Source organism: Chryseobacterium panacisoli, from assembly GCF_008274625.1.
Taxonomy (GTDB): domain Bacteria; phylum Bacteroidota; class Bacteroidia; order Flavobacteriales; family Weeksellaceae; genus Chryseobacterium; species Chryseobacterium panacisoli.
In genome coordinates this window covers 1-26,135 of sequence record NZ_VTRU01000006.1, presented here as the reverse complement: position 1 = coordinate 26,135, position 26,135 = coordinate 1, and the positions used below count along the sequence as shown (strand labels likewise).

Genomic DNA, 26,135 nt, shown 5'->3' with positions numbered 1-26,135 from the left:
CCGCCGAACTTTTATTTTCCAACTGTATATAAAGTCTTAAAAGCATTCACAAGGCTCTTCTACATCAAGCAGACAACGCATTTTCTGCTCCTTAGTCAGTCCACACCATGTACTACATGATGTAATAGGCTTTGGCGGGCACCATACAGCACCTCCGTTAATACCCTTCAGGTCTTTTTTTGCTAATTTTCTTAAATTTTTCATGATTATATTTAGTTTTATTTTGTTGCCTACTCTCTCTGCTTTTCGGCTTCCGCAATGATATTTATTTGTGATAAACAAATATATAATTATTTCACTATTATAGGATATTATTTCAGCTTCTTTTACCTTAATATAAAAGCTGAACCTCATTTAAAGATTCAACTCCAAAAGATCTCAAAGGAAATTTTATTTAATATTATTCAAAACATTCGGTACATGGCTGAGAAAGCATACAGTGAGATTTTTGCCATGGCGACCATCTGCACCATTCATCACATGATTGAAACATAGAAGGACAGACTGCCGCTACTCCACCGGTTAATTTTTTTAAACTCTCTCTGTTTAATTTTTTTACATTTTTCATAGATATTTTGTTTTAATATGTTGCCTACTCTTTATGCTTTTCGGCATTCGCAACTGTTTCAAAACTGGACAGTTAACAAATATAAAAATATTTCACAAAGAAATGAATACTATAAAGAATGTACAAAAAAGCCTCAGCAAATGCTGAGGCTTTAATTTTTATAAAACGCTTAAAATTATGCGTTTGGTTCTACAGATACAAAAGATCTGTTGTTTGCTTTCTTTCTGAAAACTACTTTACCATCTACTAATGCAAACAAAGTGTGATCTTTACCGATTCCCACGTTATCACCTGGGTGGTGCTGAGTACCTCTTTGTCTAACAATAATATTTCCGGCAATAGCTGCTTGTCCTCCGAAAATCTTCACACCTAATCTTTTAGAGTGAGACTCTCTACCGTTCTTGGAACTACCGACTCCTTTCTTGTGTGCCATTTTATTACTGGATTATTTATTAAGTGCTTTAAATTGATCGATATTCTTAATGATAGCAGCATCTACTTCTTCATGAGTAAGAATATTCTTTTCTAATTCCACTTTAACTGCTTTACCTAAAGTAATTAAAGTTTCTCTGTTCTCTTTAGACTGAGACAAGTTGTTTTTCTTCAAGTGATAGTTCAATTCGTGATCTTCACCAAAGTTAACAGTTGCGTTGTCAGAAAGAACTTCACCTTTCACAGTTTCTTTTTTAGCAGCTTTTTTAGCTCCACCTTCAAAACCAGTAATACCAGTGATTACGATTTGAGTTAAAGATTGTCTGTGACCGTTTTTCACTTTGTAACCTTTTCTTCTTTTCTTTTTGAAAACGATTACTTTATCAGCTTTTACGTGGTCAAGGATCTCTGCTTCCACAGTGATTCCGTTTACAGCTGGGGCGCCTACAGTGATTGCACCGTTTACAGTAAGAAGAACTTTATCGAAAGAAACTTTTCCTCCTTTATCTCCTTTTAAACGGTTTACAAACAACTTCTGGTCTTGCTCAACTTTGTATTGAAGCCCTGCTATTTCTACAATTGCAAACATTGTTTATAAATTTTTAGTTATTTCGAGGTGCAAATATACATATAATTTTCTAATTAGCTTACAATCAAAGTTATATTTTTTTAATATAAATCCTATTCACTATGTTTTGAATAATTTTTTTAAATAAAGTACTCACACTTAAGAGATAATTTCATACCTTCGTTTTACCAAATTGAATTTATATATGAAAAGAAACTTTAATCTCTGCTTACTAGCAGGTGCCATTGCTGTCACTTCACTGACAGCATGTAGTGATGACCCAATGGACAACAATGTCCAGCCTCAGCAAGAAGCACTTAGTGCTAAAATTGATCAGCCCGGAGATCTTGAAAAAATCTGCTCTTATGTAGATAATAACTGGAGTAATAATTCAGTTTTAGTAACAGGACTTCAAAACTCCACAGACACCAATTTTATGAATGCACAAATGACTAAAATTGCCAGTATGTGGGGAAGAAGCAATCCTACGTTGCGATTTGTAAATGACCCTACAAATTTTAATTCTACGTACAATGCTATATCCTATGGAAACGGAAGAATTTATTATGGTTATGCTATTTATTATGATGCAAAAGCAAAAGGCGGTGATATTGTGAATGCAATGATCCTTGCTCACGAGTATGGGCACCAGCTGCAGTACATCTTCAATCTTCCTTCCGTATCAGAGTCAACATACAGACCAAACGAATTGGAAGCAGATGGCTTTGCAGGATACTATTTGAGAAGACCAAACGGTTATAATAAAACCAACTTCTCGGAAATTGCAGCAGCTTATGAATTTGCACAAAGTATAGGTGACTATCAAACGACTAACGTCAACCATCACGGAACTCCTGCTCAAAGAAGATCAGCAGTTCGTTTAGGATTCCTTTTAGGACAGTATGATCTTAATGCATCAAATTTCGATTATAACTTCTTCTATTATTATCAGGGAGTATTAAACGGAACTTACAAGATGGCTAAGAATACGGTAAATCCAGAAATTGATGCATACATGAGTCAATATATAGATGAGCTGAGAAAAATTCAGTCCGGAGAAATTTCTGCAGAAGAATTTAAACATCTTCAATAAAACGAGAACATTCATTTTTAGCATATTTAAGAAAGGAGGTGGGCATTATGTTCCGCCCCTTTTTTTGTTTTTAAAAGCTTTTTACGTTCTATAAAATCAATTTGTTTGTATTTTTGAAAAAATAAAAGAACTTCCAAGTAATCTATAATGAACAGAGATCTCTATATTGATTTCGCCAAAGGACTGGCTACACTTTCTATCATATTTATCCATACCGCTTTCTGGTCCGGACAGTTTTATATTCCTGCAGAAGTAAGAGTATTCTCGCTTGTTTTTGACGTAGCTCTTTTTTATGCCCTAAGCGGAATTACTTCCGGAGCCAATATTGAAAAAACATTATACCGGCTATTGAAACTGCAGATTACCTATATGATCTTTGTGACTTTCCTGTTCTTTTTAGACTACTTCTTTAAAGTTTTCGGACTGAGTTTCTTTTCGATGGAATGGCTTCAAAGCTTTTATTCCACATTTGGATCCAAATATTCTGCCACCAGTATTTCAGCAACTCCTCAATGGGAAAATCTGGGCAACTGGTATCTTCATCAATATACCAATGCTGACACTTTCCCTGTAGTAATGGGCAGCTTCTGGTATCTTAAAGTATATTATGTTCTCACTGTTTTTGGTGTCCTTATCTTAAGGTTCTTCCCGAAACACATCAACTGGTTCATCGGGCTTTGTATCGGCTTAACTTTATTATTCAATATTTTTCCGGAATATTATCCGGCGGGACAGGTGGGGTACGTCGCTTTTTATCTTGCCGTATTTTTAATTGGCCACAGGATGCGTGGAAAAAAGATTCCCGCCAAAGCAATTCCTTTACTATATGCGCTTGTAGGAGTCGCTCTTGCATGGATGTTCTGGTACTATGGAGGAGAAATTTTCTATAAAATCAATAAAAACAAATTTCCTCCAAAAATCCCTTATATCATATGGACATTATTCTCTCTCGTAACACTGTTTGTCCTTTATAACCGATTGAAAATTACAAAAGAAAATTTTATAACCTACATCGGAAAGAATGCCATTTTCTTTTATTTTGCACAGGGTATCAGTTCTTCACTGGTGTATTTCCTGGTTGTCCCATTAAAAGAAAATATGCCGTGGTGGATTTTAATGATCATTATTTATGGGATTAATATCATTTTAGCCTTCATGATCTCTGCCGGATTGAAAAAAGTGGATATGTGGGGTTGGAATATTTTGGAATTCCTAAGAAGAAAGACAGCCTCTTAAGACTTTAACGATCAAATTGAAATAAACTCACATTTCTTATCTCAATTTGTTTAAATTTACAAAAATTTTACAACATGTTTAAGTTGAAACTACCTACCGATCCAAGGTGGGCAAATATTGCAGAAGGAAACATCGGAGAAATTTTGACGGATCATGCCTGGTGCGAGCAAAAAGCAGCTACCAATGCCATAGGCCTGATTACAATGCTTCCGGAATATCCTGAGATTGTGACAGAACTCCTTGCCATTGCACAGGAAGAACTGGATCATTTCAATCAGGTTCATGAGATCATTAAGAAAAGAGGATATAGCTTTGGGAGAGCAAGAAAAGATGATTACGTGAATGAACTGGCGAAATTTATCGTTCAGGGAACAAGAGAAAACCTCATCGTAGACAAAATGCTTTTTGCTGCTATGATTGAAGCCAGAAGCTGTGAAAGATTCAAGGTTCTTACCGAAAACATCAAAGATGAAGAACTTAAAGTTTTTTACAAAGAGCTGATGATTTCTGAAGCGAATCATTATACTACATTCATTGGATTTGCAAGAAAGCTTGGAGATCCGGAGAAAGTAAACAAACGTTGGGAAGAATGGCTGGAATATGAAGCCAGCATCATTAAATCTTACGGAAACAAAGAAACTATTCACGGTTAAAACAGAAATAAAACAGTAAAGAATACACATTGAAGAAGCCAAGCTTTGAAAATATTGCCAATCTATTCCTGAAAAACTTTTTTCAGGGACTGGTTATCATTGGTCCTATCGGACTTACCATTTTTGTGATCTGGTATATTGTAAGCGCGATAGACAATCTTGTACCTTCGCTGGCCAAGCAGATTCCAGGGCTTGTATTCGTATCCATTATTCTGTTTACGGCTATTTTAGGGTACTTAGGAAATAAATTCGTGGTCGGAAGATTCTTTTTCGATACGATGGACAGCTTACTGGAGAAAACTCCGGGAGTAAAACACATTTATACCCCTACGAAAGACGTGATGTCTTCATTTGTAGGTGATAAGAAAAAATTCAACGATCCTGTATGGGTAAAAACCAATGAGAATCCGGAAATCTGGAGAATCGGTTTTTTAACTCAAAAAGAAATGTCGGACGTTGACAAGCATAATTACGTTGCGGTATATCTTCCCCACTCGTACGCCATCTCGGGCTGGGTAATTGTTACTGAAGAAAAAAACATCAAACCTGTAGTGGGAATGACAGCGGCTTCTGCAATGAAGTTTGCAGTGAGCGGTGGTGTAGCCGGATTCCATTCTGATGAAAATATATTTAAGGCACCGGAATAATCACCTTTTCCGTCTTATTTATACATTGATGAATTTTGAAAAATTATTTTCAAGCACATTTTCTTTACAAACAATTTAAAACATAATTTAACTCATGAATTTACCGTACGCGGAACCTTTCCGTATTAAAATGGTGGAGGAAATCTATCAGTCCACAAGAGAAGAAAGAGAGCAATGGCTTAAAGAAGCTAATTATAACCTTTTCAATTTAAGATCTTCACATGTCTATATTGACCTGCTTACCGATTCAGGAACCGGAGCAATGTCTGATAGACAATGGTCTGCTTTGATGACCGGAGATGAAAGCTATGCAGGCTCCCGTTCTTTTGAACAATTACAGAAAACTGTTGAAAAAATTACAGGATTCAAATATTTATTACCAACACACCAGGGAAGAGCCGCTGAAAACGTTCTTTTTTCAGTATTGGTAAAAGAAGGCGATGTGGTTCCGGGGAACTCTCATTTTGACACTACAAAAGGACATATCGAGATCAGAAAGGCACATGCCATCGACTGTACAATTGATGAAGCTTTTGACATTAATGACCTTCATCCTTTCAAAGGAAATATCAACCTTGAAAAGCTGGAAGAAGTTTATAAAAGCCATCCTAAAGAAAACATCCCTTTCTGTTTAATTACAATTACGTGCAACTCTTCAGGAGGGCAGCCTGTATCATTAGAAAATATGAAGGCTGTAAAAGAACTTTCTGACCAATATGGAATCCCTGTATTCTTTGATTCGGCGAGATTTGCTGAGAATGCTTATTTCATCAAAAAAAGAGAAGCAGGACAGGAAAACAGAAGCATCAAAGAAATCTGTAAGGAAATTTTTTCTTACGGAGACGGGATGACCATGAGTTCTAAAAAAGACGGCTTAGTAAATATCGGAGGATTTATTGCTTTGAATAATGAAGAAGTTTTCAGAAAAGCATCCAACTTTACGATTATTTATGAAGGTTTTATTACCTATGGTGGAATGGCCGGAAGAGACATGGCTGCATTGGCTGTAGGTCTAGATGAAGCTACTGAGTTTGCTTATCTTGAAAGCAGAATTTCTCAGGTAGAATATCTGGGGAATAAGCTGATCGAATACGGAATCCCGGTTCAAAAACCAATCGGAGGGCATGCTGTATTCATTGATTCTCTAAATTTCCTTCCCAATGTTTCCCGTGAAGAATATCCGGCTCAGACATTAGGTCTTGAAATTTATAAAGAGGCAGGGATCAGAACTGTAGAAATAGGAACACTTTTGGCAGACAGAGATCCTGCAACAAGAGAAAACCGTTATCCGAAGTTAGAATTGGTACGTCTGGCAATTCCTAGAAGAACCTATACCAATAACCATATGGACTATATTGCTGCTGCTATCAAGAATGTTTATGAAAGACGTGACGAAATAGCAAAAGGGTATAAGATCACCTGGGAACCGGAAATCTTAAGACACTTTACTGTTCAGCTTGAAAAAGCTTAATCATAAAACCGGAATTTTTTCCGGTTTTTTTATGCATTAAATTCAAAATCAACCAGATATGCATTTCAAAAATAAATATAAGACAAGCATATCTCTTTATCATAAATAACACATTATCTTTTTCATTCTATTTTTAACAAAACACAATCAAATTAATCCATTTTTTGAAATAGTGAATGTTTTTAATTTTAATTTTGTATCCATCTGATGAAACAGATGTAAAAAATACTTGAGAACCAACCTGAAAAATCCGTTATTCCGAAAAAATGAAGAAAATTGCTGTCGTGGGTGCCGGTATTTCCGGTTTAAGCATGGCGAATTATTTAGAAAAACACAACATTGATTATCACATTTACGAAAGAAGAAAAAAGAAAGATCTGGCAGGTCATGGCTTTCTCATTCCACAGGAAGGGATGGAATACCTTTACCAGATTCTTGATCCTGATCTTCTTCTCCAGCGTGGCAATTTTCTAAAAAAATACGTACAGCACTCCCATACAGGAAAAATACTGGCAGAAAAGGAACTGAACCATGTTTTTGCCATTTCAAGACATTCATTAATTGATCTGCTTACTAAAAACATCCCTCCTGAAAAGATAACCTACGGACAAACCATAATCCCCGATGAACAGCAGAACGGAAAATTACAGCTTTCTGACGGAACTGTTATTGATGCAGAAATAGCTGTTATATCTGATGGTTCCAGGAGCCGTATCAGAAGCAGTCTTTTTAAAGATGAAACCATGAAGGTGGTAAGGGAAAGCGAAGTCGTCAATATCATTCAGAACAAGGAAATCGCGGATTCTATTGAAAATGACTTTATAAAATTCCATCATGAAGAAGGTGGCCTGACGTTCGGAATCCTTAAATTTTCCGCTGATACCATTCTTTGGTATTCACAGTTTGATAATGAGAAATACACGATCAATGAATGCTCGGCAGAGAATCTGAAGAAATATATGCTTGAAGTATTTGAAAGCTGGCATCCTTTAATTCCATCAATTCTACAAAAATCAGACTATAAAACTGTACATTTATGGCGTGTTTATGAACTGGAAAAACTGAATCCGTTTTACAAGGGTAACACTGTATTCATCGGAGATGCAGCCCATCCATTGATTCCGTTTACGAGCCAGGGAGTAACTTCTGCATTGAAAGACTCTTTCACACTAACGAAACGTTTAGTTGAAGAACAAAATATAACAGAAGCCTTCAGTAAGTATGAAGCAGACAGAAAATCTGAAATTGAGGTTCATATCAATAACGGAAGAATATTGCTCAATCAGTTCCTGCTGCCACTCAGTCAACAATCAGAAAATATTTTACCCATATCTTATAAATAACTATGTTCAGCAATAACGATATCAACTTTGAAGCCCTGAAAAGAAAAGCCTACAACGGAAGATGGGCAACCTTAGAAGAAGGAATTATTCCCCTTACTGCCGCAGATCCGGACTTCAGAACAGCTCCTGAAATAGAACAGGGCATTATTGAATACCTGAAAGACGGCTATCTAAGCTACGGACCGTTTTCTGGTCTTCCGGAATTCAAAAAAAGTGTTGCAGATCATTTTAATAAAGAGAAACATGGAAGCTTTTTTCCTGAAAACATTCTGGCAGTCAATAGCGCTGCTCAGGGAATGTTCCTGATTGCTTCTTATGTTCTGAAGCCAGGAGATGAAGCTATTATTCTGGATCCTGTGGATTTTCTTTTCAAAAAATCAGTAGAAACAGCAGGTGGAAAAGTGATGCTTTGTCCCGTAAATACAGTAACCGGAGATATTGATTTTGAAAAACTGATTTCTTTAATTGGTCCTAAAACCAGACTTATCAGCATCTGCAACCCGCACAATCCCTTGGGAAAAATATATTCTAAAGAAGTATTAATAAAAATAGCAGAGATCGCTTCAGCTCATGACCTTTGGGTAATGAGCGATGAAATCTGGAGTGATATTATTTATGATAACAAAGATTTTCATACCTATTCTTCCGTTTCTGAAAAAGCAAAGAGAAAAAGTTTTACTGTGTATGGGTTTTCAAAATCATTTGGAATTGCAGGACTGAGAATCGGGGCGGTATTGTGTAATGATCAGGAGATTCTCGAAGATTTTACAGAGAAATCCAATTTCAATTCAACCATAGAAGGAGTTTCTACGCTGTCACAGATTGCCGGAAGTGTAGCTTTGGAGAAAGCAAAACCCTGGTATAAGGAATTTTTAGCTCATTTACAGCGCAACAGGAATCTTGCGTTTACATTATTAAGCCGCTCAGAAATTTTAAACCCTAATCTACCCGAGGCTACTTTTGTACTATTTCCAAAGATTGAAAACGGAATGTCCAGTGATCAATTTGCCCAGCATGTCTTAAAACAGGGAAAAGTTGCCATTGTTCCGGGATCAGAAAGATGGTTCGGCAAAGGAGCGGAAGGACATATCAGAATTTGCTTTTCTACCTCACAGGAAATTTTGGAAGAAGGAATTAACAGAATCATTACCAGCTTTTAACGTTAATTTTTTTCATTAAATTTGAATATTAAGTTATTATTTTTCTTAGATTAACACAAATCAATTGCAAATTAAGATATCCATACTAAATATTTAATTTTAATATGGATTTAAAAATAAATATTGATAATTTTGATTAAATCACCACCCAAAATTATCTATATGAAAATAAAATACATCAGCGTTATTTTTCTTGGAGTTTCCACTCTATCCTATGCCCAGCAAATAAAGGATACCGTGAAAGAATCTAAGATAGATGAAGTCGCAATCACCGGAAGCAGGAATAAAAAAAGAACAGTAGTGAATACGCCTGTTCCTATTGACATCATTGATATCAAACAGGTAAGCCAGTCAACAGGGCAGGTAGAGATCAACCAGCTTTTACAGTTTGCCGCACCTTCTTTCAATTCCAACAAACAATCAGGGTCTGACGGTGCTGATGCAGTAGATCCTGCCACTTTAAGGGGGTTGGGGCCTGATCAAACCCTGCTTTTGCTAAATGGAAAAAGATATCACCAGTCTTCACTGATCAACCTTTTTGGAACTAAAGGAAGAGGAAATACCGGATATGATATGAATACCATTCCGATTGGTGCTATAAAAAGAGTAGAAGTCCTTCGTGACGGAGCTTCAGCACAATATGGGTCTGATGCTATTGCAGGGGTAATCAATGTTATTCTGAATGACCGTGACAAAGGTTTTGAGGGAAATCTATTCACAGGAATGAATCTTTTTAAAAGTCCCGGAAACAATGATGTGGTTTCTGATCGCAAAGTAGATGGAACCACCTTTGATTTCAGTGGAAATTTAGGAACTAAAATAGGTTCAAAAGGAGGTTTTGGAAACTTTACGGTAGAATTTATCAACAAAGATTATGCGATACGAAATGCAAATCCTGATATATACACCGCACCAAGACAGCGTTTTGGAGATGCTAAAGCTCAGAATATTTACTTTTTCGGAAACATAGAGCTCCCTTTATCTGATGGGCTGAAATTCTATTCCCGACAGGGCTTTTCCCATAGAAATACCAAAGCCTATGCATGGACCCGATCAGCAGATGCAGACGGAAATATTCCCGAAATTTACCCTACAGGATTCAATCCGATTGAAAACACCAGCATTACAGATTTCACGTTTGACAACGGCTTAAAATTCAAAGTTGCAGACTGGGATATAGATGTTTACAATGCTTTTGGGAGCAACAGATTCACCTATCAGATTGATAATACGATTAATGCCACTTTAGGAGTCAAATCTCCTACAAGCTTTAATGCCGGAGGACATTCATTATTACAGAATACGACTGGTTTTAATGCTGTGAAACAGTTCAAAGTGCTGGAAGGGCTGAATATCGCTTTCGGGTCGGAATTCAGGTATGAAAAATTTGATATCATCAAAGGAGAAGAAGCATCTTATGCCATGTATGATGTCAATGGAAATCCTGTAACTGCCAGCACTCCCCAAAACCTTCTTGTCACCAACCCTTTAAGCGGTAATGTAAGACCAGGCGGTTCCCAGGGTTTCCCGGGATACTCTACAGATATTGGTAAAAGCAGAAATAACTTTGCTGCTTATGTAGATACAGAATTGGATGTTACCAAAAACTGGATGATAAGTATTGCCGGAAGGTTTGAAAATTATAATGATTTCGGAAGTACTTTAAATGGAAAATTTGCTACAAGATATGCAATCACTCCGCAGTTTGCCTTCCGTGGCTCCGTTTCCACCGGGTTCAGAGCACCTTCTCTGGCTCAGAAATACTACAGCCAGCAGTTTACCAACTTCCAGGGCGGTCAATTGGTTACTATTCAGCTGGCCTCTAACGATAGTAAAATTGCAGGCAGCCTTGGAATTCCTCAATTGAAACAGGAAACCTCTGTGAACGGAAGTGCAGGATTTACTTTCAACACAGGAAAATTTACGGCGACAGTGGATGGATATTATATTCAGGTAAAAAACAGGATTGTTCTTACCGGATATTTTGCACAGGCAGACCTGCCGGCAGAAGTTCAGGCAGAGAACCCATTTATTGACCAGGTACAGTTCTTTTCCAATGCGATCGATACCCGCACAAAAGGGGTTGACCTTATCTTAAGCTATAGTGAAAACCTTGGTTCCGGAAAACTGACTGCTACCTTAGCCGGAAACTATAACGATATGGAGATCACCAAAGTGAATACTTCAGAACAGCTGGCTGGGAAAGAAGATATTTACCTGAGTGAGAGAGAAAAGGCTTTTATCCTCGCTTCTGCTCCAAAAACAAAAGTCAATTTAAATCTCAATTATAAGATCAGCAAATTTAATGCGAATGTGCAATTGGTAAGGTTTGACAAAGCAACACTGATTGGTTATGATGGTACAGAACAGGTTTATAATCCCAAAGTAACCACCGACATTTCTTTTGGTTATGAGTTTTGCAAAAACCTGAATCTGACCTTGGGTAGTAAAAATTTATTCAACAGATATCCTACGCTGCAAACCACTCAGGTTAGCGATGGAAATACAGAAGGCGGAGGTATTTTTGACCCTGTTCAGATGGGATTTTCCGGAAGACAGGTTTTTGCCAGACTTAACTTTAAGTTTTAACTGAAAATAGAAACTCCTGAAAATTTTCAGGAGTTTTTTATTTTATTTTATTTTTTTGAAATCTTATACAATTTGCCGCTGTCGGTTACCGCATAAAGATTTCCATCCATTCCGTTTAATACATCCCGGAAACGTTCTTTCTGATCTGCAAGAAGACGTTCTTCACCCACTACTTTATTATCTTTCATTACAATTCTGTCAATATGCTCGCCGCTTAAACATCCGATCATCAGATTTCCTTTCCATTCTTCGATATTTCCTGTATAAAAAGTAATTCCGCTTGGTGAAATTACAGGATCCCAGTAGTAAACGGGTTGTTCAGTTCCTTCTCTTTGGGTGATTCCCTGTCCTACCTTATCACCTGAATATTCAATTCCATACGTTACATCTCCCCATCCATAATTTTTTCCGGGTTGGATCAGATTGATCTCATCTCCACCTCTCGGTCCCATCTCCACATCCCAAAGATTTCCATTAGGATCAATGGCCATTCCTTGAGGGTTACGCACACCATAAGCATAAATTTCAGGTTTATAGCCTTGTTTTCCGATAAAAGGATTTCCCGGAGCCGGCTTGCCGTCTTTTGTAATTTTTAGAATTTTCCCAAGATAATTATCCGTTTTCTGAGCATACACACGGGTTACCTTATCTGATCTTTCTCCTGTACTTACAAATAAGTTTCCGTCTTTATCAAAAGCCAAACGGCTTCCATAGTGCTTATCTCCATCATAAGAAGGTTCAGCACGGAAAATAACTTTTACTTCTGAGATATTTTTAAGATCTGCAGACAGCTTACCTTTCGCTACAGAGGTTAAATTTCCTTTTCCAAACGGTTCCGAAAAACTGAAATAAATAATATTGTTAGTCGTAAAATCAGGATCAAGAGCTACATCAAGCATTCCTCCCTGCCCTTTTGCATCCACTTTGGGAAAACCTTCTATTTTTGATACCTGCTTTCCATCCGCTGAAACAACATTCATGTGACCATTCTTATCTGTGATCAGAAACTTTCCATCAGGTAAATTGATAATCCCCCACGGTCTTCCCAAATCTTTATTCAGAATCTCTACATTATAAGCTGTTTCGCTCTTTACGGCCTTAATTCTTGTCTGTCCTTTGAATGCCGGCTTGTAGTCAGAATTAGGCTTCTCTGTCTCTACACTTCCATCGTTTCCGGCCTTCTGAGCATTCGCATGATTTTCTTTACACGATGAAAAAATAAGAAAAAGGCTCAATGCCGGGATATAAAATTGATTGATTTTCATAATATTACGATTGGTGATTGTACAATGAATGGAAAAATAATGCCACAAAATTTGTTAGTTTCATTTTTTATTCTACATTTGTAGAACAAATTATAATATTGTAGAATGAAAGAAGTTAAATTAACAGATTCTGAAAAAATTCTCATGGAAATCCTTTGGGAGAAGAAAAAAATTTTCATGAAGGATATTCTGGAAGCCTACCCGGATCCTAAGCCTGCTGCAACGACGATTGCTACCTTGCTTAAAAGAATGCAGAACAAAGAACTTGTAGGCTATAAATTGTATGGAAATTCCCGTGAATACTATCCAAAAATAGAAAAAGGGGAATATTTCAAGGAAGAAATGTCTTCCATGATCGATCGTTTTTTCAACAGCTCAGTAACGCAGTTCGCCTCCTTTTTTACATCCAATGCCAAACTAAGCCAAAAGCAGCTGAAAGAACTCCGAGATATTATAGATGAACAGATAAAAGAATAGATATGGCAGCCATCATTCTTAAAATAATTCTATGCTCTTCAATTTTCATTGCCGTTTATTATCTCTTCCTGGAAAAAGAAAGAATGTACAAATTCAACAGATGGTATTTACTAGGTGCTATACTGCTTTCTTATATAATCCCATTTATCAGTATCCCTATCGAAAGACCTGAAGCAGAGATCAAACCTCAAATGATAATTGAAGAAACGGCTCAGCAAATGGTTTTTATTCAGTCGGAACAGGAAAGTTTCAACTGGATGAATATTGTATGGGGCATTTACATTGTTATAACACTTATACTTCTCATGAAAAGCCTGTTCGCTCTTTTTGCTGTCAGAAAAATACGGGGAGAAAAACGTATTTATGATCGTTACAATATCGTATTAACAAGTGAAAGCCTTTCTCCTTTCAGCTTCTGGAATACAATATATATGGGAAAAGATTACATGGAAAATAATATAATTGACCAAAGGATTTTTGTGCATGAAAAGGCTCATATTGATCAGAAACACAGTGTAGATTTAATAGTACTGGAACTTTTAAAGATTTTTACCTGGTTCAATCCTGTCCTGTTCTTATATAAAAAAGCAGTGATCACGAATCACGAATTTCTAGCTGACGAAGCGGTACTGAAAAGGAATTACAATATTCAAGAATACCAAAACTTTATTCTTGAAGAAATTATTAGCCGCCAAAATCCTCCTTTGACTCATTCATTTAATTTTAATAACACCAAAAAAAGATTTATTATGATGAAAACAAAAAAATCGAAATTCAGTCTGTTAAGGAAAACTGCCGGAATCATAACATTGATTGCCGCAGCAGCATTACTTTCTGAAAGAACTTATGCGGGTAATACGGCCAATATTCAGATTTCTGAAAAAATAGCGGAAACTTCTGCTCAGACTAATGGCCAGGATTCTTATCAGGAATTCAAGGACATACTGGCTAAGTATGCCAATTTGCTGAATAATGGAAAATATGCTGAATTTTCAAAAAGGGTCTCCGAAAGTGATAAAAAAAGGCTGGAAGAACTTTATCCTTTACTGAATGAAACCCAGAAAAATGAACAGAAGATCACATTCTTTGCTCTGCCTGAATTGAAAAAACGAATTCCAACAGAGAATGAGCTGAAATCATTTTTAAATAAAAATGACTACGCAGTCTGGATTGATTCAAAAAAAATTGAAAACAGCACTTTGAAAAATTATAAAAAAACAGATTTTTCAAATGTTTATATCAGCAAAATTTATCCGAATGCAAGAACAGCAAAAAATCCCCAGCCTTATCAAGTTACTTTAATGACTCCGGCTTATTTTGAAAAGACGAGACAAGAAGGAAAATCTTCTGTCATAATGGGATTCAAAAGACAAGATTTAAAAGCCGTTTCAGATACAATCGTTCCAAGAATAAATAGCTTAAACGAAAATAATCAGGGTAAAAACACAAATACAGCCATCAATACTCCACAGAATACTAATGAGCTGCCGGCACAATACGTTGATGGGGATAAAAATTTTAGAATGCAAATAAATAAGGGCATTGATACCAGTAACTTTGAACCTAAATATGGTACTATAACATCAACTGCCTATATTCATATCGATGAGACAGGAAAAACAACACAGGTAACCACTTCGGGAGATAATGAAATACTAAACCGTGAACTTCTTAAGACTGTCACTGAAATAAGTAATAACACCGTTTGGAAACCTGCTACGAAAGACGGTAAACCCATTGCTTCTGTACTAAAAGTCCCCGCAACAATGACTTTTGCAAGACCTTAATATTGAAAGTGCTAATTTTTTAGCGCTTTTTATTTTTTCAATTATTCTTATTCAGACTGTTAAAATTTTATTATCAAAATATTCATCTTCAAAACATTATCCTGTCTAATAATTTCTTTCGTATTTTTGTTGTATACATTCTTTTCTATGGATTTTAAGCTTCAATCAGAATATAAACCTACCGGAGATCAGCCACAAGCTATTGAAAAACTTACCGAAGGAATAGAGATCGGTGAGAAATATCAAACGCTTCTTGGAGTTACCGGCTCCGGAAAAACCTTTACTGTTGCGAATGTTGTAAAAAATGTTCAGCGCCCAACCTTAGTACTGGCACACAATAAGACTCTTGCGGCACAGCTCTTCATGGAGTTTAAAGAGTTTTTCCCGGAAAATGCAGTGGAATACTTTGTCAGTTATTATGATTATTACCAACCTGAGGCTTATATTGCCACAACAGGAACTTATATTGAAAAAGACCTGAGCATCAATGAAGAGGTTGAAAAACTCCGTCTTTCTGCAACAGCCAGCCTTCTTTCAGGAAGAAGGGATGTTTTGATTGTGGCATCGGTTTCGTGTATTTATGGTATCGGAAACCCAACAGAATTTCATAAATCATTAATTTCCATTGCTATTGGTGAAAAAGTGACAAGAACAGCACTTCTCCATTCTTTAGTTAACGCATTATATGCCAGAACATTAAACGAGTTTCAACGAGGAACATTCCGTGTAAAGGGGGATGTAATTGATGTTTTCCCTGCTTATACTGATAATGCCATCAGAATTCAGTTTTTTGGGGATGAAATTGAAAAAATTCAAAGCTTTGATCCTGTTACAGGAAATGTAGAAGACAATTTTGATCAAATACAAATTTATCCTGCCAATCTCTTTGTAACATCAAAAGAAACCTTAAACGGTGCTATTAAAGATATTCAGGATGATATGGTAAAACAGGTTGATTTCTTTAGCTCTATCGGAAAACCCTTAGAAGCGAAACGGCTTCAGGAAAGAACCGAATTGGATCTTGAAATGATTAAAGAACTAGGCTACTGTTCAGGAATTGAAAACTATTCAAGATATCTGGACGGCCGTCTTCCGGGAACAAGACCTTTCTGCCTGATTGATTATTTTCCTAAAGACTTTTTAATGGTTATTGATGAAAGCCATGTAACGGTTCCACAGGTTCATGCCATGTATGGTGGTGACCGAAGCAGAAAAGAGGCATTGGTGGAATACGGTTTCAGACTTCCGGCCGCCATGGACAACAGACCTTTAAAGTTTGAAGAATTTGAAGCCATTCAGAATCAGGTCATCTATGTATCTGCGACTCCTGCAGATTATGAACTTGAGAGAACCGGAGGAGCTTATATAGAGCAGATCATCCGCCCAACAGGACTTCTTGATCCGATTATTGAGGTGAGGCCTACCATCAACCAGATTGATGATTTAATGGAGGAAATCCATAAAAGATCTGACGCCGATGAAAGGGTGCTAGTAACCACTTTAACGAAGAAAATGGCGGAAGAACTTACGAAATACTTTACCAAATTCGGAATCAGAACAAGATATATTCACTCTGATGTTGAAACGCTGGAACGTATTCAGATCATGCAGGATCTTCGTCTGGGGCTTTTTGATGTGCTTATCGGAGTTAACTTATTACGAGAGGGATTAGATTTACCTGAAGTTTCATTAGTTGCTATTCTGGATGCTGATAAAGAGGGAATGCTGAGAAGCAGAAGATCGATGATTCAAACCGTGGGACGTGCCGCAAGGAATGTGAACGGAAAAGCAATCATGTATGCTGACAAAATCACTAAATCTATGCAGGCTACCCTGGATGAAACTGAATACCGCCGTGCTAAACAAATGCAGTATAATGACGATCACGGCATGAAGCCCAAAGCATTAAATAAAAAGATTTCTGAAAATCTTGTCGGAAGAAGCAAAGACTTCCCTGATGAAAAGTATACCCAAAAAGAAATCCTTCAGAAAGTTGCTGAAACAAAAGCAACCTATGCAAGTGAAGATATAGAGAAAATGATTACGCAGAAGCAGAAAGAAATGGAAGCGGCAGCGAAAAACCTTGATTTTATAAAAGCGGCCAAACTGAGAGATGAAATTGCAGCTTTGAAAGCATAATAAAACTGTTATATAAAAAGTTTCGGCGGCATCTTTGATGCCGCCGAAGCTATATACTGAGATTGGATGTTTTATTTTTACAATCCGTTTCTTACTGCTGCCCTGATGGGAGTCAAAAGATCCATCAGCCCGTTTAATTTGATCTCGTACACTGTAGAAAGCTGCATTCCCAGTTTTCCCTTTGGCATTCCGTTTCTGTTGAACCATTCGAGGTAGCTTACCGGAAGATCTACCAGAACCGTTCCTTCGTACTTACCGAAAGGCATTTTCAAGACACAGATTTCTTTTAATATTTCGGGATTGATTCCTTCCACTTTTTTATATAATTAAATTAATTTTTCTTCAAGATCATTCTTATTGGGTAATTCGAGGTCTGGAGGTGTATCTTCATCAGAAAATTCATTCCTGTACACCTGAACCAGAAGAAGGGTCAGTGAGATCAGAATAGGTCCGAAAATAAGCCCCATGAAGCCAAAAAGATTCATTCCCATGATAATTCCAAATACCGTATTCAAAGGGTGGATGTTTTCCAGTTTCTTTAAAAGGGTAAAACGAAGAAGATTATCTGTAAGGCCCACCACTACAAGGCAGTAGATCGCTAAGCCTACACCCTGGCCTGTATTTCCTTCAGCAATCATAAAGACACACACCGGAACATAAATAATAGCAGTTCCTACAACAGGAATCACTGAAGCGGCAGCAGTTAATGCAAAAAGAAGTATGGCTCCCGGCGCCCCAAAAATAAGATATCCTATAAGCGCTACGATCCCCTGCCCTACTGCTACAACCGGAATTCCGATAGCATTAGCCATAATCAGTTTTCTCATTTTATCGCCAATCAAAGAGATGTTGGATCTTTTCAAGGGTGCTGAATTACTTAAAATCCTTTCAAATAATCTCGGTTTTTCCAGCATAAAATAGAGAATGAAATACATGGACATCACTACGGTAAGGGTGTTGAATGTACCACTGAGTGCTGACGTAGAAACTTTTCCTACATTATCTTTCAGTTTAGCCATATTTTCTTTGCTCAGAATATCAAATCCCGTTTTGGAAAATATGTAAGAATGTATTTTATCCAGGAAAATATTGAACTTGGCCATATAAGCCTGAGCATTTCCAAGTTTATCAATAATCAGATCAGCAATAAAATAGATGGGAAGAATAAGAACAATAAGACTCGCAAACATTAATGCAAACGCGGCAAGTGAAGGTTTCCATTTTTTTTCTTCCTGCAGGTAAAAGTTATACTTTCTACAGACTACATAAATGGTGATTGCCCCCAAAACAGAGGGAATAAACAATGCCAGATTAAAACAGATCAACCCTGCCAACACCACAATAATGGCCAGCAACGACATCTGCTTTATCGCAACACTGCTTATTTGTTTGTCCTTATTCATCATGCATTTTATATTTATTTACTGTACATAATTTGTCTTGGTTTTCCTAGGAAAGCACAATATGTAGAGTACATTACTATCATAATAAACGGAGCGGTTAAGATAACCCCAATTCCACAAAGAATAACCCCTGCAATAGAGATCAGGAATCCTAAGAATCCGGTTAGTAAGAAAATTCCATAGTTTTCTTTAGCAATATTAAAAGATTTACCTAAAGCATCTGTAGCTGAAGCATTTTCAAATAACAGAATCGGATATCCTAGTAAAAGGAAAGGATATACAAAGATAATAGGCAGCACACACAATGCAAGAGCAATTGAAGAAATAATTCCAGATAAAAGACTGTAAATTAATATGTTTACAAAATTCTGTCGGTATCCGATGAACAGATCAGAAAACTCAATAGGAGTTTTAGTATTATATTTATTCACCATGTAGATCAATCCTACATACAAAGGAGATAATAAAAGACCAAAAAGACTGGAAGCCCCCATATACAGAGGAAGACCCGGAGCACTCCAATAATTGTAGTCACCCCCTGAAGATTTCATCTCTTCTACGATGGAAGCAGAGTCAAATCCGGTAAGCATCTGAATTACAGACCCTCCCACCAGATAAATAATCATGGCTACGATTCCGTAACCGAAAACACCTTTATACATTTCAAAGGCATGAGAAATAATCGACCCCGTATCTCTGTTAGGTACAGAGCCTTGCTGATCAAATTCGTTAAATTCAGACATAGTTTAAATATTTAATGATTTTACCAAATTTAGTTTTTTTTAGTAAAAAATCATATGAAACACGAATGAATTTTTAACTTTTCTCTGAAAAAACGGTTTTATAAAGAGAATATATCATAGCATTCCAAAAAGGAAATGTGAAAAGTCCTCCTATCAAAAACAAAGCAAAACCTAAATACTTAAAAAGAAAAGCAACGATTACACAAACCATTATTTCCACGAAATACACTTTAAGGGCTTTAAAGTTCAGAGAAATTGCCTCAAATATCCTTTTATTCGTAAAAAACATAAGTGGGGCTACAAATAACGTGACAGCAACCCAAATCACCGCCAGTACTATGGTAGGAATCGTAAATCGGTAAATAAAGAACCAGAAAAGAAAATACCCTACATATTTAAAAAAGTTGAGCCCATTGTATCCTGCGAACAGATCCCCGATTACAATATTTTCTTTAAGATCAATTTTCCTGAAGATCTGGAACATCCCGAGATTCAATGGATACAAAAACGCTGTAGTTCCCCAGATGGCCAGTGTAAACATCTGATAATTTTCGGTAGCCGTTATTTCTTCCATTTTTTTCAGATACATCTTAGTGCCTTGCAAAAAGGCTTCCTCCAATTCTTTATTGTAAGAGAAAACGTCATATTTCGCTCCAAAAAGCATAACAGCGGTAAGCAATATTGCAAAAAAGATGATGGAAAACATCAACTGAAAGACCAGTGTTTTATTCCAATAAAAAAAAGCCTGCTTCAATATAAAATCTAGTCCCGGTTTCTGAGGATATTTGTTCTGCATCATAAAAAATTTATGCAAAAGTAAACATCAATAATTATTTTTGCAGAATGTTTTCAGTGAATCATCAAAAATTTATGGAAATGGACGAGCTTTCTCTTCAGAAGGTTCCCTATTTTTTCGTAATCGACTTTCTCTCGGAGAATGTCGAAATATACAAAGAACATGAAATTGAAAAATCAGGTTTAATCATTGATTTTCAGGAGTTTTCAAATACAAAAGAAACACACGCACTAGATAAAAAAGTAGTCTGGAAATCGTTTCCCGAAACATTAGAAAGCTTTAAAATCGGTTTTGATAAAGTTCAGAAAAATATTCGTTTGGGAAACTCTTATTTAGTAAACTATACTAGAAAAACGAAGATAGAGACAAATTTAACCTTAAAAGAAATTTTTTATCATTCAAATGCGAAGTATAAAGTTTTTTATAAAGATTTTTTTGTATTTTTTTCTCCTGAAACTTTTGTAAAGATCATTAACAGTAAAATTTTAACCTATCCCATGAAAGGCACTATTGATGCCTCTATTGAAAATGCTGCGGAAATACTGAAGAGTGATAAAAAAGAAAAAGCAGAACATTATACCGTAGTAGACCTTCTGCGGAATGATCTGAGCATGGTGGCGGATGATGTAAAGGTGGACCAGTTCCAGCATATTGATTTCATCAAAACCCAGCAAAAGGATCTGTATGCAATGAGTTCTGAAATTTCAGGAATGATAAAACCTGAATTTGATGGAAAAGTAGGAAGTATCATGCAAAAACTTCTTCCTGCAGGCTCTATTTTAGGAGCTCCCAAGCCTAAAACGCTGGAAATAATCCTGGATGCGGAAGGGTATGAAAGAGGATATTACACGGGCGTTTGCGGCTGGTTTGACGGTCAGAATGTTGACAGCTGTGTAATGATCCGTTTTATAGAAAAAGAAGGAAACCAACTTTATTTCAAAAGCGGAGGCGGTATAACCCACATGAGTAAATTAGAAGACGAATATCAGGAAATGAAAAATAAAATCTATGTCCCAATTCATTGAAAGCATTAAAGTAGAAGATCAGGAGATTTTTCTATTGGATCTACACCAGAAACGTGTCAATCAAACATTTTCTCATTTCGGGAAAGAAGACTCTATTGATCTGGCCAAGATCTATAAAAATCTGCAGCATGATGAAGATGGTCTTTTCAAACTAAGGATTTCTTATGATCTCGACAAAAGAGTCAGAACACAGATGATTCCTTATGCCATTCCTGAGATTCAGGATTTCAAGCTGGTAGAAAATAACAGTTTTGATTATTCATTCAAGTTTGAAGACCGTAAAGAATTGGATAAAATGAAGATGAAATCCAAAACAGAAGAAATTATCATCGTTAAAAATAATCACATAACAGATACCTCTTTTTCAAACCTTTTATTTTTAAAAGGAAAAGACTGGTTTACTCCCGCTACTTATCTGTTGAACGGAGTACAAAGGCAACATCTTTTAAAGCATAAGAAGATCAAAGAAACGGAGATCACTTTACAGAATATAAAGCAATTCACCCATTTCCAGATCATTAATGCATTGAATGATTTTGATGATATGTTCATCTATCCTATCGACAGAATTATCAATCTGCCGGGGAATGAAGAATATCTTGATCTTTAAGATTATTTCATAAATTCAAAGTACGACTTCAGCACATCTGCACTATTTTTCCCGTGAGTATTTACTTCCAGGATTTTTGGTTTTGCGTCAGGTTTGAAGAAATTCTCAAGAACTCTGTCAAGCGTAATTTCATCCTCTACTTTTACATAGGAGAATCCAAAGTGCTTGGCAAGAGATTCTGCATTCTTACGGTGTTTTGTAGCAATAAACTCGTCTAATGTATTGGGGTTTGCATTTCCAGGCCCCGGAATAATTTTAAAGATATTTCCTTCCCCGTTATTGAAGATCATAATTCTTACAAACGGTGGTATATATTGATTCCACAGTCCATTGATATCGTAAAAGAAACTTAAATCTCCTGTAATCAGTAACGTAGGATTTTCATTTTTAATTGCAAATCCCATGGCAGTAGAAGTAGACCCATCAATACCGCTGGTTCCTCTGTTACAGTACATTTTTCGCTTTCCAAAATCAAACAGCTGTGCATATCTGATTCCGGAGGAATTACTGAAATGGATGTTGTAATTTTCAGGAATCGTCTGTGAAGCTTTATTGAAGAAATAAAAATCCGAGAAATCAATCGTATTTAAAAACTGCTCGTGTTTAGCATCTTTTTTATCCCTTAAAACGTCCCAAAGGTTAAAATAAGGTCTAGGTTCCAGATTGATAAATTTCAACAATTTTGAGAAGAAAACTTCAGGCTTAACTTCAATTTTTTCTGTCAGTGAGAAATAAGTATCCGGCTGCCATATTTCATCCAGGTGCCAATGCTGCTTTGGACGGGCACTTCTCAGGAACTGTTTTACTTTTTTGGAAACCACGTTCTGTCCCACTGTAATCAACAGATCGGGAGCATAAGTTTTATAGTCTTCCTCAGTAAAATTAAAGATATAACGGTCTATATGTTTGAAAAACTTCTCATGATGCAGGTTAGAATTGGCTTCACTTAAAACAATAACAGAATGGTTTTTCACCAATTGTGTCAATTGATTTTCCAGTTCGGGGCTGTAATCTCTTGTTCCTACCAACAGCATAATCCTCTGTGAAGTATGCCATTCTGCAACCAGATTGGATGGAATTTCATATTCTTTATGCTTGATCGTTTTCTCTACCGTTGGAAAAGTAGGAAGTTCTGATACAAGCTCATACAAAGGCTCCTCCAAAGGAATATTAATATGCACCGGTCCTTGCTTTTCAAAACAAAGTTCAATGGCTTTTTTAATGATATCAAAATTAATATCTTCCGCATGTTCCTTGCTGTCTTCCAAAAGCTGAAAGTCACCATAGGAATGCTGATGAAAAACATCCTTCTGTCTTATCGTCTGCCCATCAAACAGATCAACATAATCAGTCGGTCGGTCAGCAGTAAGTACCAAAAGTGGAATATTCTGATAAAAAGCTTCAGTAACGGCAGGATAATAGTTTACAACGGCAGATCCGCTGGTACAGGTAACTGCTACCGGTTTCTTTTCGCTTTTCGCCATTCCCATTGCCACAAAAGCAGCACTTCTTTCGTCTACAATACTATAACAGTTAAAACTATCTACCTCTGAAAAATGAATGGCCAAAGGAGCATTTCTTGACCCCGGAGAAATTACGATATCAGCAATTCCGTACTGTTGAAGAAGATGTGCAAGTATTTGGATACTTCTCTTAGAAGAATATTTTTTCATACAGCAAATTTAACTTATAAATAATGATTTTAAAATCATTTAATTTAAAAAAAATGTAATTTTGCTATTCGTAAATTTCTAAAAATGGATAAAATACCTAGTGTAGACCTGCGTGATTTCCTTTCGGACAACCCGGAACGCAAACAGAAATTTGTAAATGAAATCGGAAAAGCTTATGAAGAAATTGGTTTTGTAGCCTTAAAAGGCCACTTTCTTGATGACAACCTAGTGGATGATTTGTATGGAGAGGTAAAAAACTTTTTTGAACAGCCAGTGGAAACGAAAAAGAAATATGAAATTCCAGGTATTGGCGGCCAGAGAGGTTATGTAGGATTCGGTAAAGAAACTGCAAAAGGTTTCAAAAAAGGAGACTTAAAAGAATTTTGGCACTTTGGACAGTATCTGTCTGATGATTCAAAATACAAAACTGAGTATCCGGACAACGTCATTGTTGATGAACTGCCAAAGTTCAATGAAGTAGGTAAAGAAGCCTTCCAAATGCTTGAAAAAACAGGACAGTATGTTCTGAGAGCTTTAGCATTACACCTTGGTTTAAATGAATTTTATTTTGATGACAAGATCGCAGAAGGAAATTCTATTCTAAGACCAATTCACTATCCGCCAATCACTGAAGAACCGGATGATGCTGTAAGAGCAGCGGCTCATGGGGACATCAACCTTATTACTCTTTTAATGGGAGCACAGGGGAAAGGTCTTCAGGTTCAGAATCACAACGGAGAATGGATTGATGCTATTGCAGAACCGGATGAATTGATGATCAATGTTGGAGATATGCTTTCAAGACATACCAACAACAAGTTGAAATCTACAATCCACAGAGTGGTAAACCCGCCAAGAGAGTTGTGGAGTACTTCAAGATATTCAATTCCTTTCTTTATGCATCCTATCAGTGCAATGTCATTAAATGCACTTGAAAATTGTGTAGACGAAAACAATCCAAAACTATACGAAGATACAACTGCCGGAGAATTCCTGCATGAAAGATTGATCGAATTAGGATTGATTAAAAAATAAAAAGAAAACGGCTGTCTCAGAAGAGGCAGCCGTTTTTATTATTCCTTCCTACTATCTTTTGAATAACGAGTAGTACTTACTTCTAATATTACTGATCTGCATTTAATATTCATGATAATAGCAGCTAGATTAACTATTTTACTTTATCCTGTTATACAATAAAATTCCGGACACGGAGTCGGTTGTGTGAAAGTTCCCCACGGACAGATACAGGTATAGCTATCACCACCACCGCCAGGATTTCCTCCTCCTCCCGGATTTCCTCCGTAAGGCACACATTTTCCACCTGAACAGATTTCCCCTGCAGAGCATCCTCCTTCTCCTGGTCCTCCGCCTTCAAAACAATATGCCGGGAAATCTACCCCAGCAACAATACTTCTCTTGTCATCTCTTGAAAGTTTTTTTAGATTTTTCATAGTTTTTGATTTTTAGTATTTCCTACTCTATAAGCTTTTCGGATAACGCTTGCTTAAAAATAATATTTATTTCATTAATAATCAAATATTTAAATTAAACCGAGCCTCTAACAAAGTCAAAAGACAATATTTTTATTAAACTTTATTTTTTTACATACCATGTCTTGTTTAATTAAAAATATTTTAACTATTTTTACTTTACATACAAATTTTTAATTAAAACAATATGAAAAATTTAAAAAAACTACAAAAAGGCCAATTAAAACACATTTCCGGAGGTGCTACTCTTCCTGAAACAGATTTCTGTATGTATTACTGCAATGGAGTAATTGTTTGTGCCACCTGCAGTAACGATTTCAAATGCCCGGATACAAACAGTGATATGTAAGATTGAAATCAAAATGCCATAAATGGAAACCGTTTCTTTACTGAAGCGGTTTTTTGTTTCTATATGAATATAATAAGACAGATTCCGGCTGCTTTTATCTTATGATCGTAGGTAGACTATATTTTATATAAGATAGGCGGTGTATGAGCTTAAGAATAATAATATTTCAGGAGCCTTTTCCCGCTATCCATTCATACTCCTCACACTAAAGCTCTCCAACCCTGCAACCCTGCAGCTCTCCTACGCAAGCTGCGGGGTAACCATTACTATCGGGGCTAGGAGGCAAGACGGATTATGAATGATACGTTATGAATTATGAGTGGTGGGATCCAAGGTTCGGGTTGCGTGTTGCGAGTTCCGGGGGTTTGCATTACGTTTTCTTGAATTCTGCTTAATACAGATTCATTATGTTCAATAGAAATGATTTATCCTTTTTTCATCAAAAGCTCTCCATGATCATCTGCGAAAATGCGTGTCCTCTGCGGTTAAACCAATATTTATTCAATAGGAGCGGGCTTTAGCCCGTTCTCATGTAAAAGCAATATTTCCATATGGCTTCAGCCCAAACTTAGAGTTGATGCATCTTTATAAAATTTAAAAGGTATTGTTGAGACTCCT

26 protein-coding genes are annotated in these 26,135 nt (G+C 36.5%); 15 read left to right on the top strand and 11 right to left on the bottom strand.

What is annotated here, in order from left to right:
• Window positions 1-36: 36 nt before the first annotated feature.
• The 4 genes from FW781_RS22540 to rplU all read right to left on the bottom strand — a co-directional run bounded on the left by FW781_RS22540 (window position 37) and on the right by rplU (window position 1,589).
• Window positions 37-204, bottom strand: a complete 168-nt coding sequence (locus tag FW781_RS22540; protein WP_172625765.1) for a bacteriocin-like protein — start codon at window positions 202-204, stop codon at window positions 37-39.
• A gap of 196 nt (window positions 205-400) precedes the next feature.
• Entirely contained in the window at window positions 401-568 is a 168-nt protein-coding gene (locus tag FW781_RS22535) for a bacteriocin-like protein (protein WP_172625764.1), read from the bottom strand.
• Window positions 569-743: 175 nt separating this feature from the next.
• On the bottom strand, window positions 744-1,001 hold the full coding sequence (rpmA, locus tag FW781_RS19125) for a 50S ribosomal protein L27 (protein WP_027372929.1): 258 nt from the start codon (window positions 999-1,001) through the stop codon (window positions 744-746).
• A gap of 12 nt (window positions 1,002-1,013) precedes the next feature.
• On the bottom strand, window positions 1,014-1,589 hold the full coding sequence (rplU, locus tag FW781_RS19120) for a 50S ribosomal protein L21 (RefSeq protein ID WP_149388888.1): 576 nt from the start codon (window positions 1,587-1,589) through the stop codon (window positions 1,014-1,016).
• A 184-nt stretch (window positions 1,590-1,773) separates the two neighbouring features.
• Here rplU and FW781_RS19115 point away from each other — a divergent pair, with 184 nt between their 5' ends.
• The 8 genes from FW781_RS19115 to FW781_RS19080 all read left to right on the top strand — a co-directional run bounded on the left by FW781_RS19115 (window position 1,774) and on the right by FW781_RS19080 (window position 11,760).
• Window positions 1,774-2,661 carry a neutral zinc metallopeptidase gene (locus tag FW781_RS19115; RefSeq protein WP_149388887.1) on the top strand — a complete coding sequence of 296 codons (888 nt, stop codon included), beginning with the start codon at window positions 1,774-1,776 and terminating at the stop codon, window positions 2,659-2,661.
• A 147-nt stretch (window positions 2,662-2,808) separates the two neighbouring features.
• The gene (locus FW781_RS19110) at window positions 2,809-3,897 is read left to right on the top strand and encodes an acyltransferase family protein (protein ID WP_149388886.1); all 1,089 of its coding nucleotides are present in this window, start codon (window positions 2,809-2,811) and stop codon (window positions 3,895-3,897) included.
• Between the two features lie 74 nt (window positions 3,898-3,971).
• A complete protein-coding gene (gene miaE, locus FW781_RS19105; RefSeq protein ID WP_149388885.1) occupies window positions 3,972-4,550 on the top strand; it encodes a tRNA-(ms[2]io[6]A)-hydroxylase in 579 nt (192 codons plus the stop codon).
• Window positions 4,551-4,579: 29 nt separating this feature from the next.
• A complete protein-coding gene (locus FW781_RS19100) occupies window positions 4,580-5,197 on the top strand; it encodes a DUF502 domain-containing protein (RefSeq protein WP_047377240.1) in 618 nt (205 codons plus the stop codon).
• A 94-nt stretch (window positions 5,198-5,291) separates the two neighbouring features.
• The gene (locus FW781_RS19095; protein WP_149388884.1) at window positions 5,292-6,668 is read left to right on the top strand and encodes a tryptophanase; all 1,377 of its coding nucleotides are present in this window, start codon (window positions 5,292-5,294) and stop codon (window positions 6,666-6,668) included.
• Window positions 6,669-6,934: 266 nt separating this feature from the next.
• The gene (locus tag FW781_RS19090) at window positions 6,935-8,011 is read left to right on the top strand and encodes an FAD-dependent monooxygenase (protein WP_149388883.1); all 1,077 of its coding nucleotides are present in this window, start codon (window positions 6,935-6,937) and stop codon (window positions 8,009-8,011) included.
• 2 nt (window positions 8,012-8,013) lie between these two features.
• The gene (locus FW781_RS19085) at window positions 8,014-9,171 is read left to right on the top strand and encodes a pyridoxal phosphate-dependent aminotransferase (protein ID WP_149388882.1); all 1,158 of its coding nucleotides are present in this window, start codon (window positions 8,014-8,016) and stop codon (window positions 9,169-9,171) included.
• Between the two features lie 162 nt (window positions 9,172-9,333).
• Window positions 9,334-11,760: a TonB-dependent receptor plug domain-containing protein gene (locus tag FW781_RS19080; protein WP_149388881.1), complete on the top strand. Its 2,427-nt coding sequence runs from the start codon at window positions 9,334-9,336 to the stop codon at window positions 11,758-11,760.
• Between the two features lie 47 nt (window positions 11,761-11,807).
• Here the strand turns inward: FW781_RS19080 and FW781_RS19075 are convergent, their stop codons facing one another.
• Window positions 11,808-13,025 (bottom strand): PQQ-dependent sugar dehydrogenase, encoded by a 1,218-nt coding sequence (locus tag FW781_RS19075; protein ID WP_149388880.1) that lies wholly within the window; start codon window positions 13,023-13,025, stop codon window positions 11,808-11,810.
• Between the two features lie 105 nt (window positions 13,026-13,130).
• Between FW781_RS19075 and FW781_RS19070 the strand changes: the two genes are divergently transcribed.
• The 3 genes from FW781_RS19070 to uvrB all read left to right on the top strand — a co-directional run bounded on the left by FW781_RS19070 (window position 13,131) and on the right by uvrB (window position 17,428).
• A complete protein-coding gene (locus FW781_RS19070) occupies window positions 13,131-13,502 on the top strand; it encodes a BlaI/MecI/CopY family transcriptional regulator (protein WP_149388879.1) in 372 nt (123 codons plus the stop codon).
• 2 nt (window positions 13,503-13,504) lie between these two features.
• Complete coding sequence (locus tag FW781_RS19065; protein WP_149388878.1) at window positions 13,505-15,289, top strand: M56 family metallopeptidase; 1,785 nt, start codon at window positions 13,505-13,507, stop codon at window positions 15,287-15,289.
• 147 nt (window positions 15,290-15,436) lie between these two features.
• The gene (gene uvrB, locus FW781_RS19060; RefSeq protein ID WP_149388877.1) at window positions 15,437-17,428 is read left to right on the top strand and encodes an excinuclease ABC subunit UvrB; all 1,992 of its coding nucleotides are present in this window, start codon (window positions 15,437-15,439) and stop codon (window positions 17,426-17,428) included.
• A 77-nt stretch (window positions 17,429-17,505) separates the two neighbouring features.
• Here uvrB and FW781_RS19055 read toward each other — a convergent pair whose 3' ends face one another.
• The 4 genes from FW781_RS19055 to FW781_RS19040 form a co-directional block, all read right to left on the bottom strand.
• Window positions 17,506-17,733, bottom strand: a complete 228-nt coding sequence (locus FW781_RS19055; RefSeq protein WP_149389071.1) for a DUF3820 family protein — start codon at window positions 17,731-17,733, stop codon at window positions 17,506-17,508.
• 21 nt (window positions 17,734-17,754) lie between these two features.
• The gene (locus FW781_RS19050; protein WP_149388876.1) at window positions 17,755-18,834 is read right to left on the bottom strand and encodes an AI-2E family transporter; all 1,080 of its coding nucleotides are present in this window, start codon (window positions 18,832-18,834) and stop codon (window positions 17,755-17,757) included.
• An 11-nt stretch (window positions 18,835-18,845) separates the two neighbouring features.
• Window positions 18,846-19,574, bottom strand: coding sequence for a beta-carotene 15,15'-monooxygenase (locus tag FW781_RS19045; RefSeq protein ID WP_149388875.1), 729 nt, complete (start codon window positions 19,572-19,574; stop codon window positions 18,846-18,848).
• A 73-nt stretch (window positions 19,575-19,647) separates the two neighbouring features.
• Window positions 19,648-20,373: a hypothetical protein gene (locus tag FW781_RS19040; protein WP_149388874.1), complete on the bottom strand. Its 726-nt coding sequence runs from the start codon at window positions 20,371-20,373 to the stop codon at window positions 19,648-19,650.
• A 44-nt stretch (window positions 20,374-20,417) separates the two neighbouring features.
• On the opposite strand from FW781_RS19040, the gene FW781_RS19035 reads away from it, so the two are divergent.
• Both FW781_RS19035 and FW781_RS19030 read left to right on the top strand, forming a co-directional pair.
• The gene (locus FW781_RS19035) at window positions 20,418-21,395 is read left to right on the top strand and encodes an aminodeoxychorismate synthase component I (RefSeq protein WP_149388873.1); all 978 of its coding nucleotides are present in this window, start codon (window positions 20,418-20,420) and stop codon (window positions 21,393-21,395) included.
• The gene (locus FW781_RS19030; protein WP_149388872.1) at window positions 21,379-22,005 is read left to right on the top strand and encodes an aminotransferase class IV; all 627 of its coding nucleotides are present in this window, start codon (window positions 21,379-21,381) and stop codon (window positions 22,003-22,005) included. Before FW781_RS19035 ends, FW781_RS19030 begins: the two co-directional genes overlap by 17 nt.
• 2 nt (window positions 22,006-22,007) lie before the next feature.
• On the opposite strand, the gene menD is transcribed toward FW781_RS19030, so the two are convergent.
• On the bottom strand, window positions 22,008-23,678 hold the full coding sequence (gene menD / locus FW781_RS19025) for a 2-succinyl-5-enolpyruvyl-6-hydroxy-3-cyclohexene-1-carboxylic-acid synthase (RefSeq protein ID WP_149388871.1): 1,671 nt from the start codon (window positions 23,676-23,678) through the stop codon (window positions 22,008-22,010).
• A gap of 84 nt (window positions 23,679-23,762) precedes the next feature.
• Here menD and FW781_RS19020 point away from each other — a divergent pair, with 84 nt between their 5' ends.
• On the top strand, window positions 23,763-24,713 hold the full coding sequence (locus FW781_RS19020) for an isopenicillin N synthase family dioxygenase (RefSeq protein ID WP_149388870.1): 951 nt from the start codon (window positions 23,763-23,765) through the stop codon (window positions 24,711-24,713).
• Window positions 24,714-24,856: 143 nt separating this feature from the next.
• Here the strand turns inward: FW781_RS19020 and FW781_RS19015 are convergent, their stop codons facing one another.
• Window positions 24,857-25,129 carry a bacteriocin-like protein gene (locus tag FW781_RS19015; RefSeq protein WP_149388869.1) on the bottom strand — a complete coding sequence of 91 codons (273 nt, stop codon included), beginning with the start codon at window positions 25,127-25,129 and terminating at the stop codon, window positions 24,857-24,859.
• 226 nt (window positions 25,130-25,355) lie between these two features.
• Between FW781_RS19015 and FW781_RS22530 the strand changes: the two genes are divergently transcribed.
• Window positions 25,356-25,517 (top strand): bacteriocin-like protein, encoded by a 162-nt coding sequence (locus FW781_RS22530; protein WP_172625763.1) that lies wholly within the window; start codon window positions 25,356-25,358, stop codon window positions 25,515-25,517.
• Window positions 25,518-26,135: the final 618 nt, after the last annotated feature.

Excerpts from the sequence above, each read along its gene's own strand:
- FW781_RS22540 (WP_172625765.1), bottom strand. The coding sequence starts at position 204 with ATGAAAAATTTAAGAAAATTAGCAAAAAAAGACCTGAAGGGTATTAAC.
- FW781_RS22535 (WP_172625764.1), bottom strand. The coding sequence starts at position 568 with ATGAAAAATGTAAAAAAATTAAACAGAGAGAGTTTAAAAAAATTAACC.
- rpmA (WP_027372929.1), bottom strand. The coding sequence starts at position 1,001 with ATGGCACACAAGAAAGGAGTCGGTAGTTCCAAGAACGGTAGAGAGTCT.
- rplU (WP_149388888.1), bottom strand. The coding sequence starts at position 1,589 with ATGTTTGCAATTGTAGAAATAGCAGGGCTTCAATACAAAGTTGAGCAA.
- FW781_RS19115 (WP_149388887.1), top strand. The coding sequence starts at position 1,774 with ATGAAAAGAAACTTTAATCTCTGCTTACTAGCAGGTGCCATTGCTGTC.
- FW781_RS19110 (WP_149388886.1), top strand. The coding sequence starts at position 2,809 with ATGAACAGAGATCTCTATATTGATTTCGCCAAAGGACTGGCTACACTT.
- miaE (WP_149388885.1), top strand. The coding sequence starts at position 3,972 with ATGTTTAAGTTGAAACTACCTACCGATCCAAGGTGGGCAAATATTGCA.
- FW781_RS19095 (WP_149388884.1), top strand. The coding sequence starts at position 5,292 with ATGAATTTACCGTACGCGGAACCTTTCCGTATTAAAATGGTGGAGGAA.
- FW781_RS19090 (WP_149388883.1), top strand. The coding sequence starts at position 6,935 with ATGAAGAAAATTGCTGTCGTGGGTGCCGGTATTTCCGGTTTAAGCATG.
- FW781_RS19085 (WP_149388882.1), top strand. The coding sequence starts at position 8,014 with ATGTTCAGCAATAACGATATCAACTTTGAAGCCCTGAAAAGAAAAGCC.
- FW781_RS19080 (WP_149388881.1), top strand. The coding sequence starts at position 9,334 with ATGAAAATAAAATACATCAGCGTTATTTTTCTTGGAGTTTCCACTCTA.
- FW781_RS19075 (WP_149388880.1), bottom strand. The coding sequence starts at position 13,025 with ATGAAAATCAATCAATTTTATATCCCGGCATTGAGCCTTTTTCTTATT.
- FW781_RS19070 (WP_149388879.1), top strand. The coding sequence starts at position 13,131 with ATGAAAGAAGTTAAATTAACAGATTCTGAAAAAATTCTCATGGAAATC.
- FW781_RS19065 (WP_149388878.1), top strand. The coding sequence starts at position 13,505 with ATGGCAGCCATCATTCTTAAAATAATTCTATGCTCTTCAATTTTCATT.
- uvrB (WP_149388877.1), top strand. The coding sequence starts at position 15,437 with ATGGATTTTAAGCTTCAATCAGAATATAAACCTACCGGAGATCAGCCA.
- FW781_RS19050 (WP_149388876.1), bottom strand. The coding sequence starts at position 18,834 with ATGATGAATAAGGACAAACAAATAAGCAGTGTTGCGATAAAGCAGATG.
- FW781_RS19045 (WP_149388875.1), bottom strand. The coding sequence starts at position 19,574 with ATGTCTGAATTTAACGAATTTGATCAGCAAGGCTCTGTACCTAACAGA.
- FW781_RS19040 (WP_149388874.1), bottom strand. The coding sequence starts at position 20,373 with ATGATGCAGAACAAATATCCTCAGAAACCGGGACTAGATTTTATATTG.
- FW781_RS19035 (WP_149388873.1), top strand. The coding sequence starts at position 20,418 with ATGTTTTCAGTGAATCATCAAAAATTTATGGAAATGGACGAGCTTTCT.
- FW781_RS19030 (WP_149388872.1), top strand. The coding sequence starts at position 21,379 with ATGTCCCAATTCATTGAAAGCATTAAAGTAGAAGATCAGGAGATTTTT.
- menD (WP_149388871.1), bottom strand. The coding sequence starts at position 23,678 with ATGAAAAAATATTCTTCTAAGAGAAGTATCCAAATACTTGCACATCTT.
- FW781_RS19020 (WP_149388870.1), top strand. The coding sequence starts at position 23,763 with ATGGATAAAATACCTAGTGTAGACCTGCGTGATTTCCTTTCGGACAAC.
- FW781_RS19015 (WP_149388869.1), bottom strand. The coding sequence starts at position 25,129 with ATGAAAAATCTAAAAAAACTTTCAAGAGATGACAAGAGAAGTATTGTT.
- FW781_RS22530 (WP_172625763.1), top strand. The coding sequence starts at position 25,356 with ATGAAAAATTTAAAAAAACTACAAAAAGGCCAATTAAAACACATTTCC.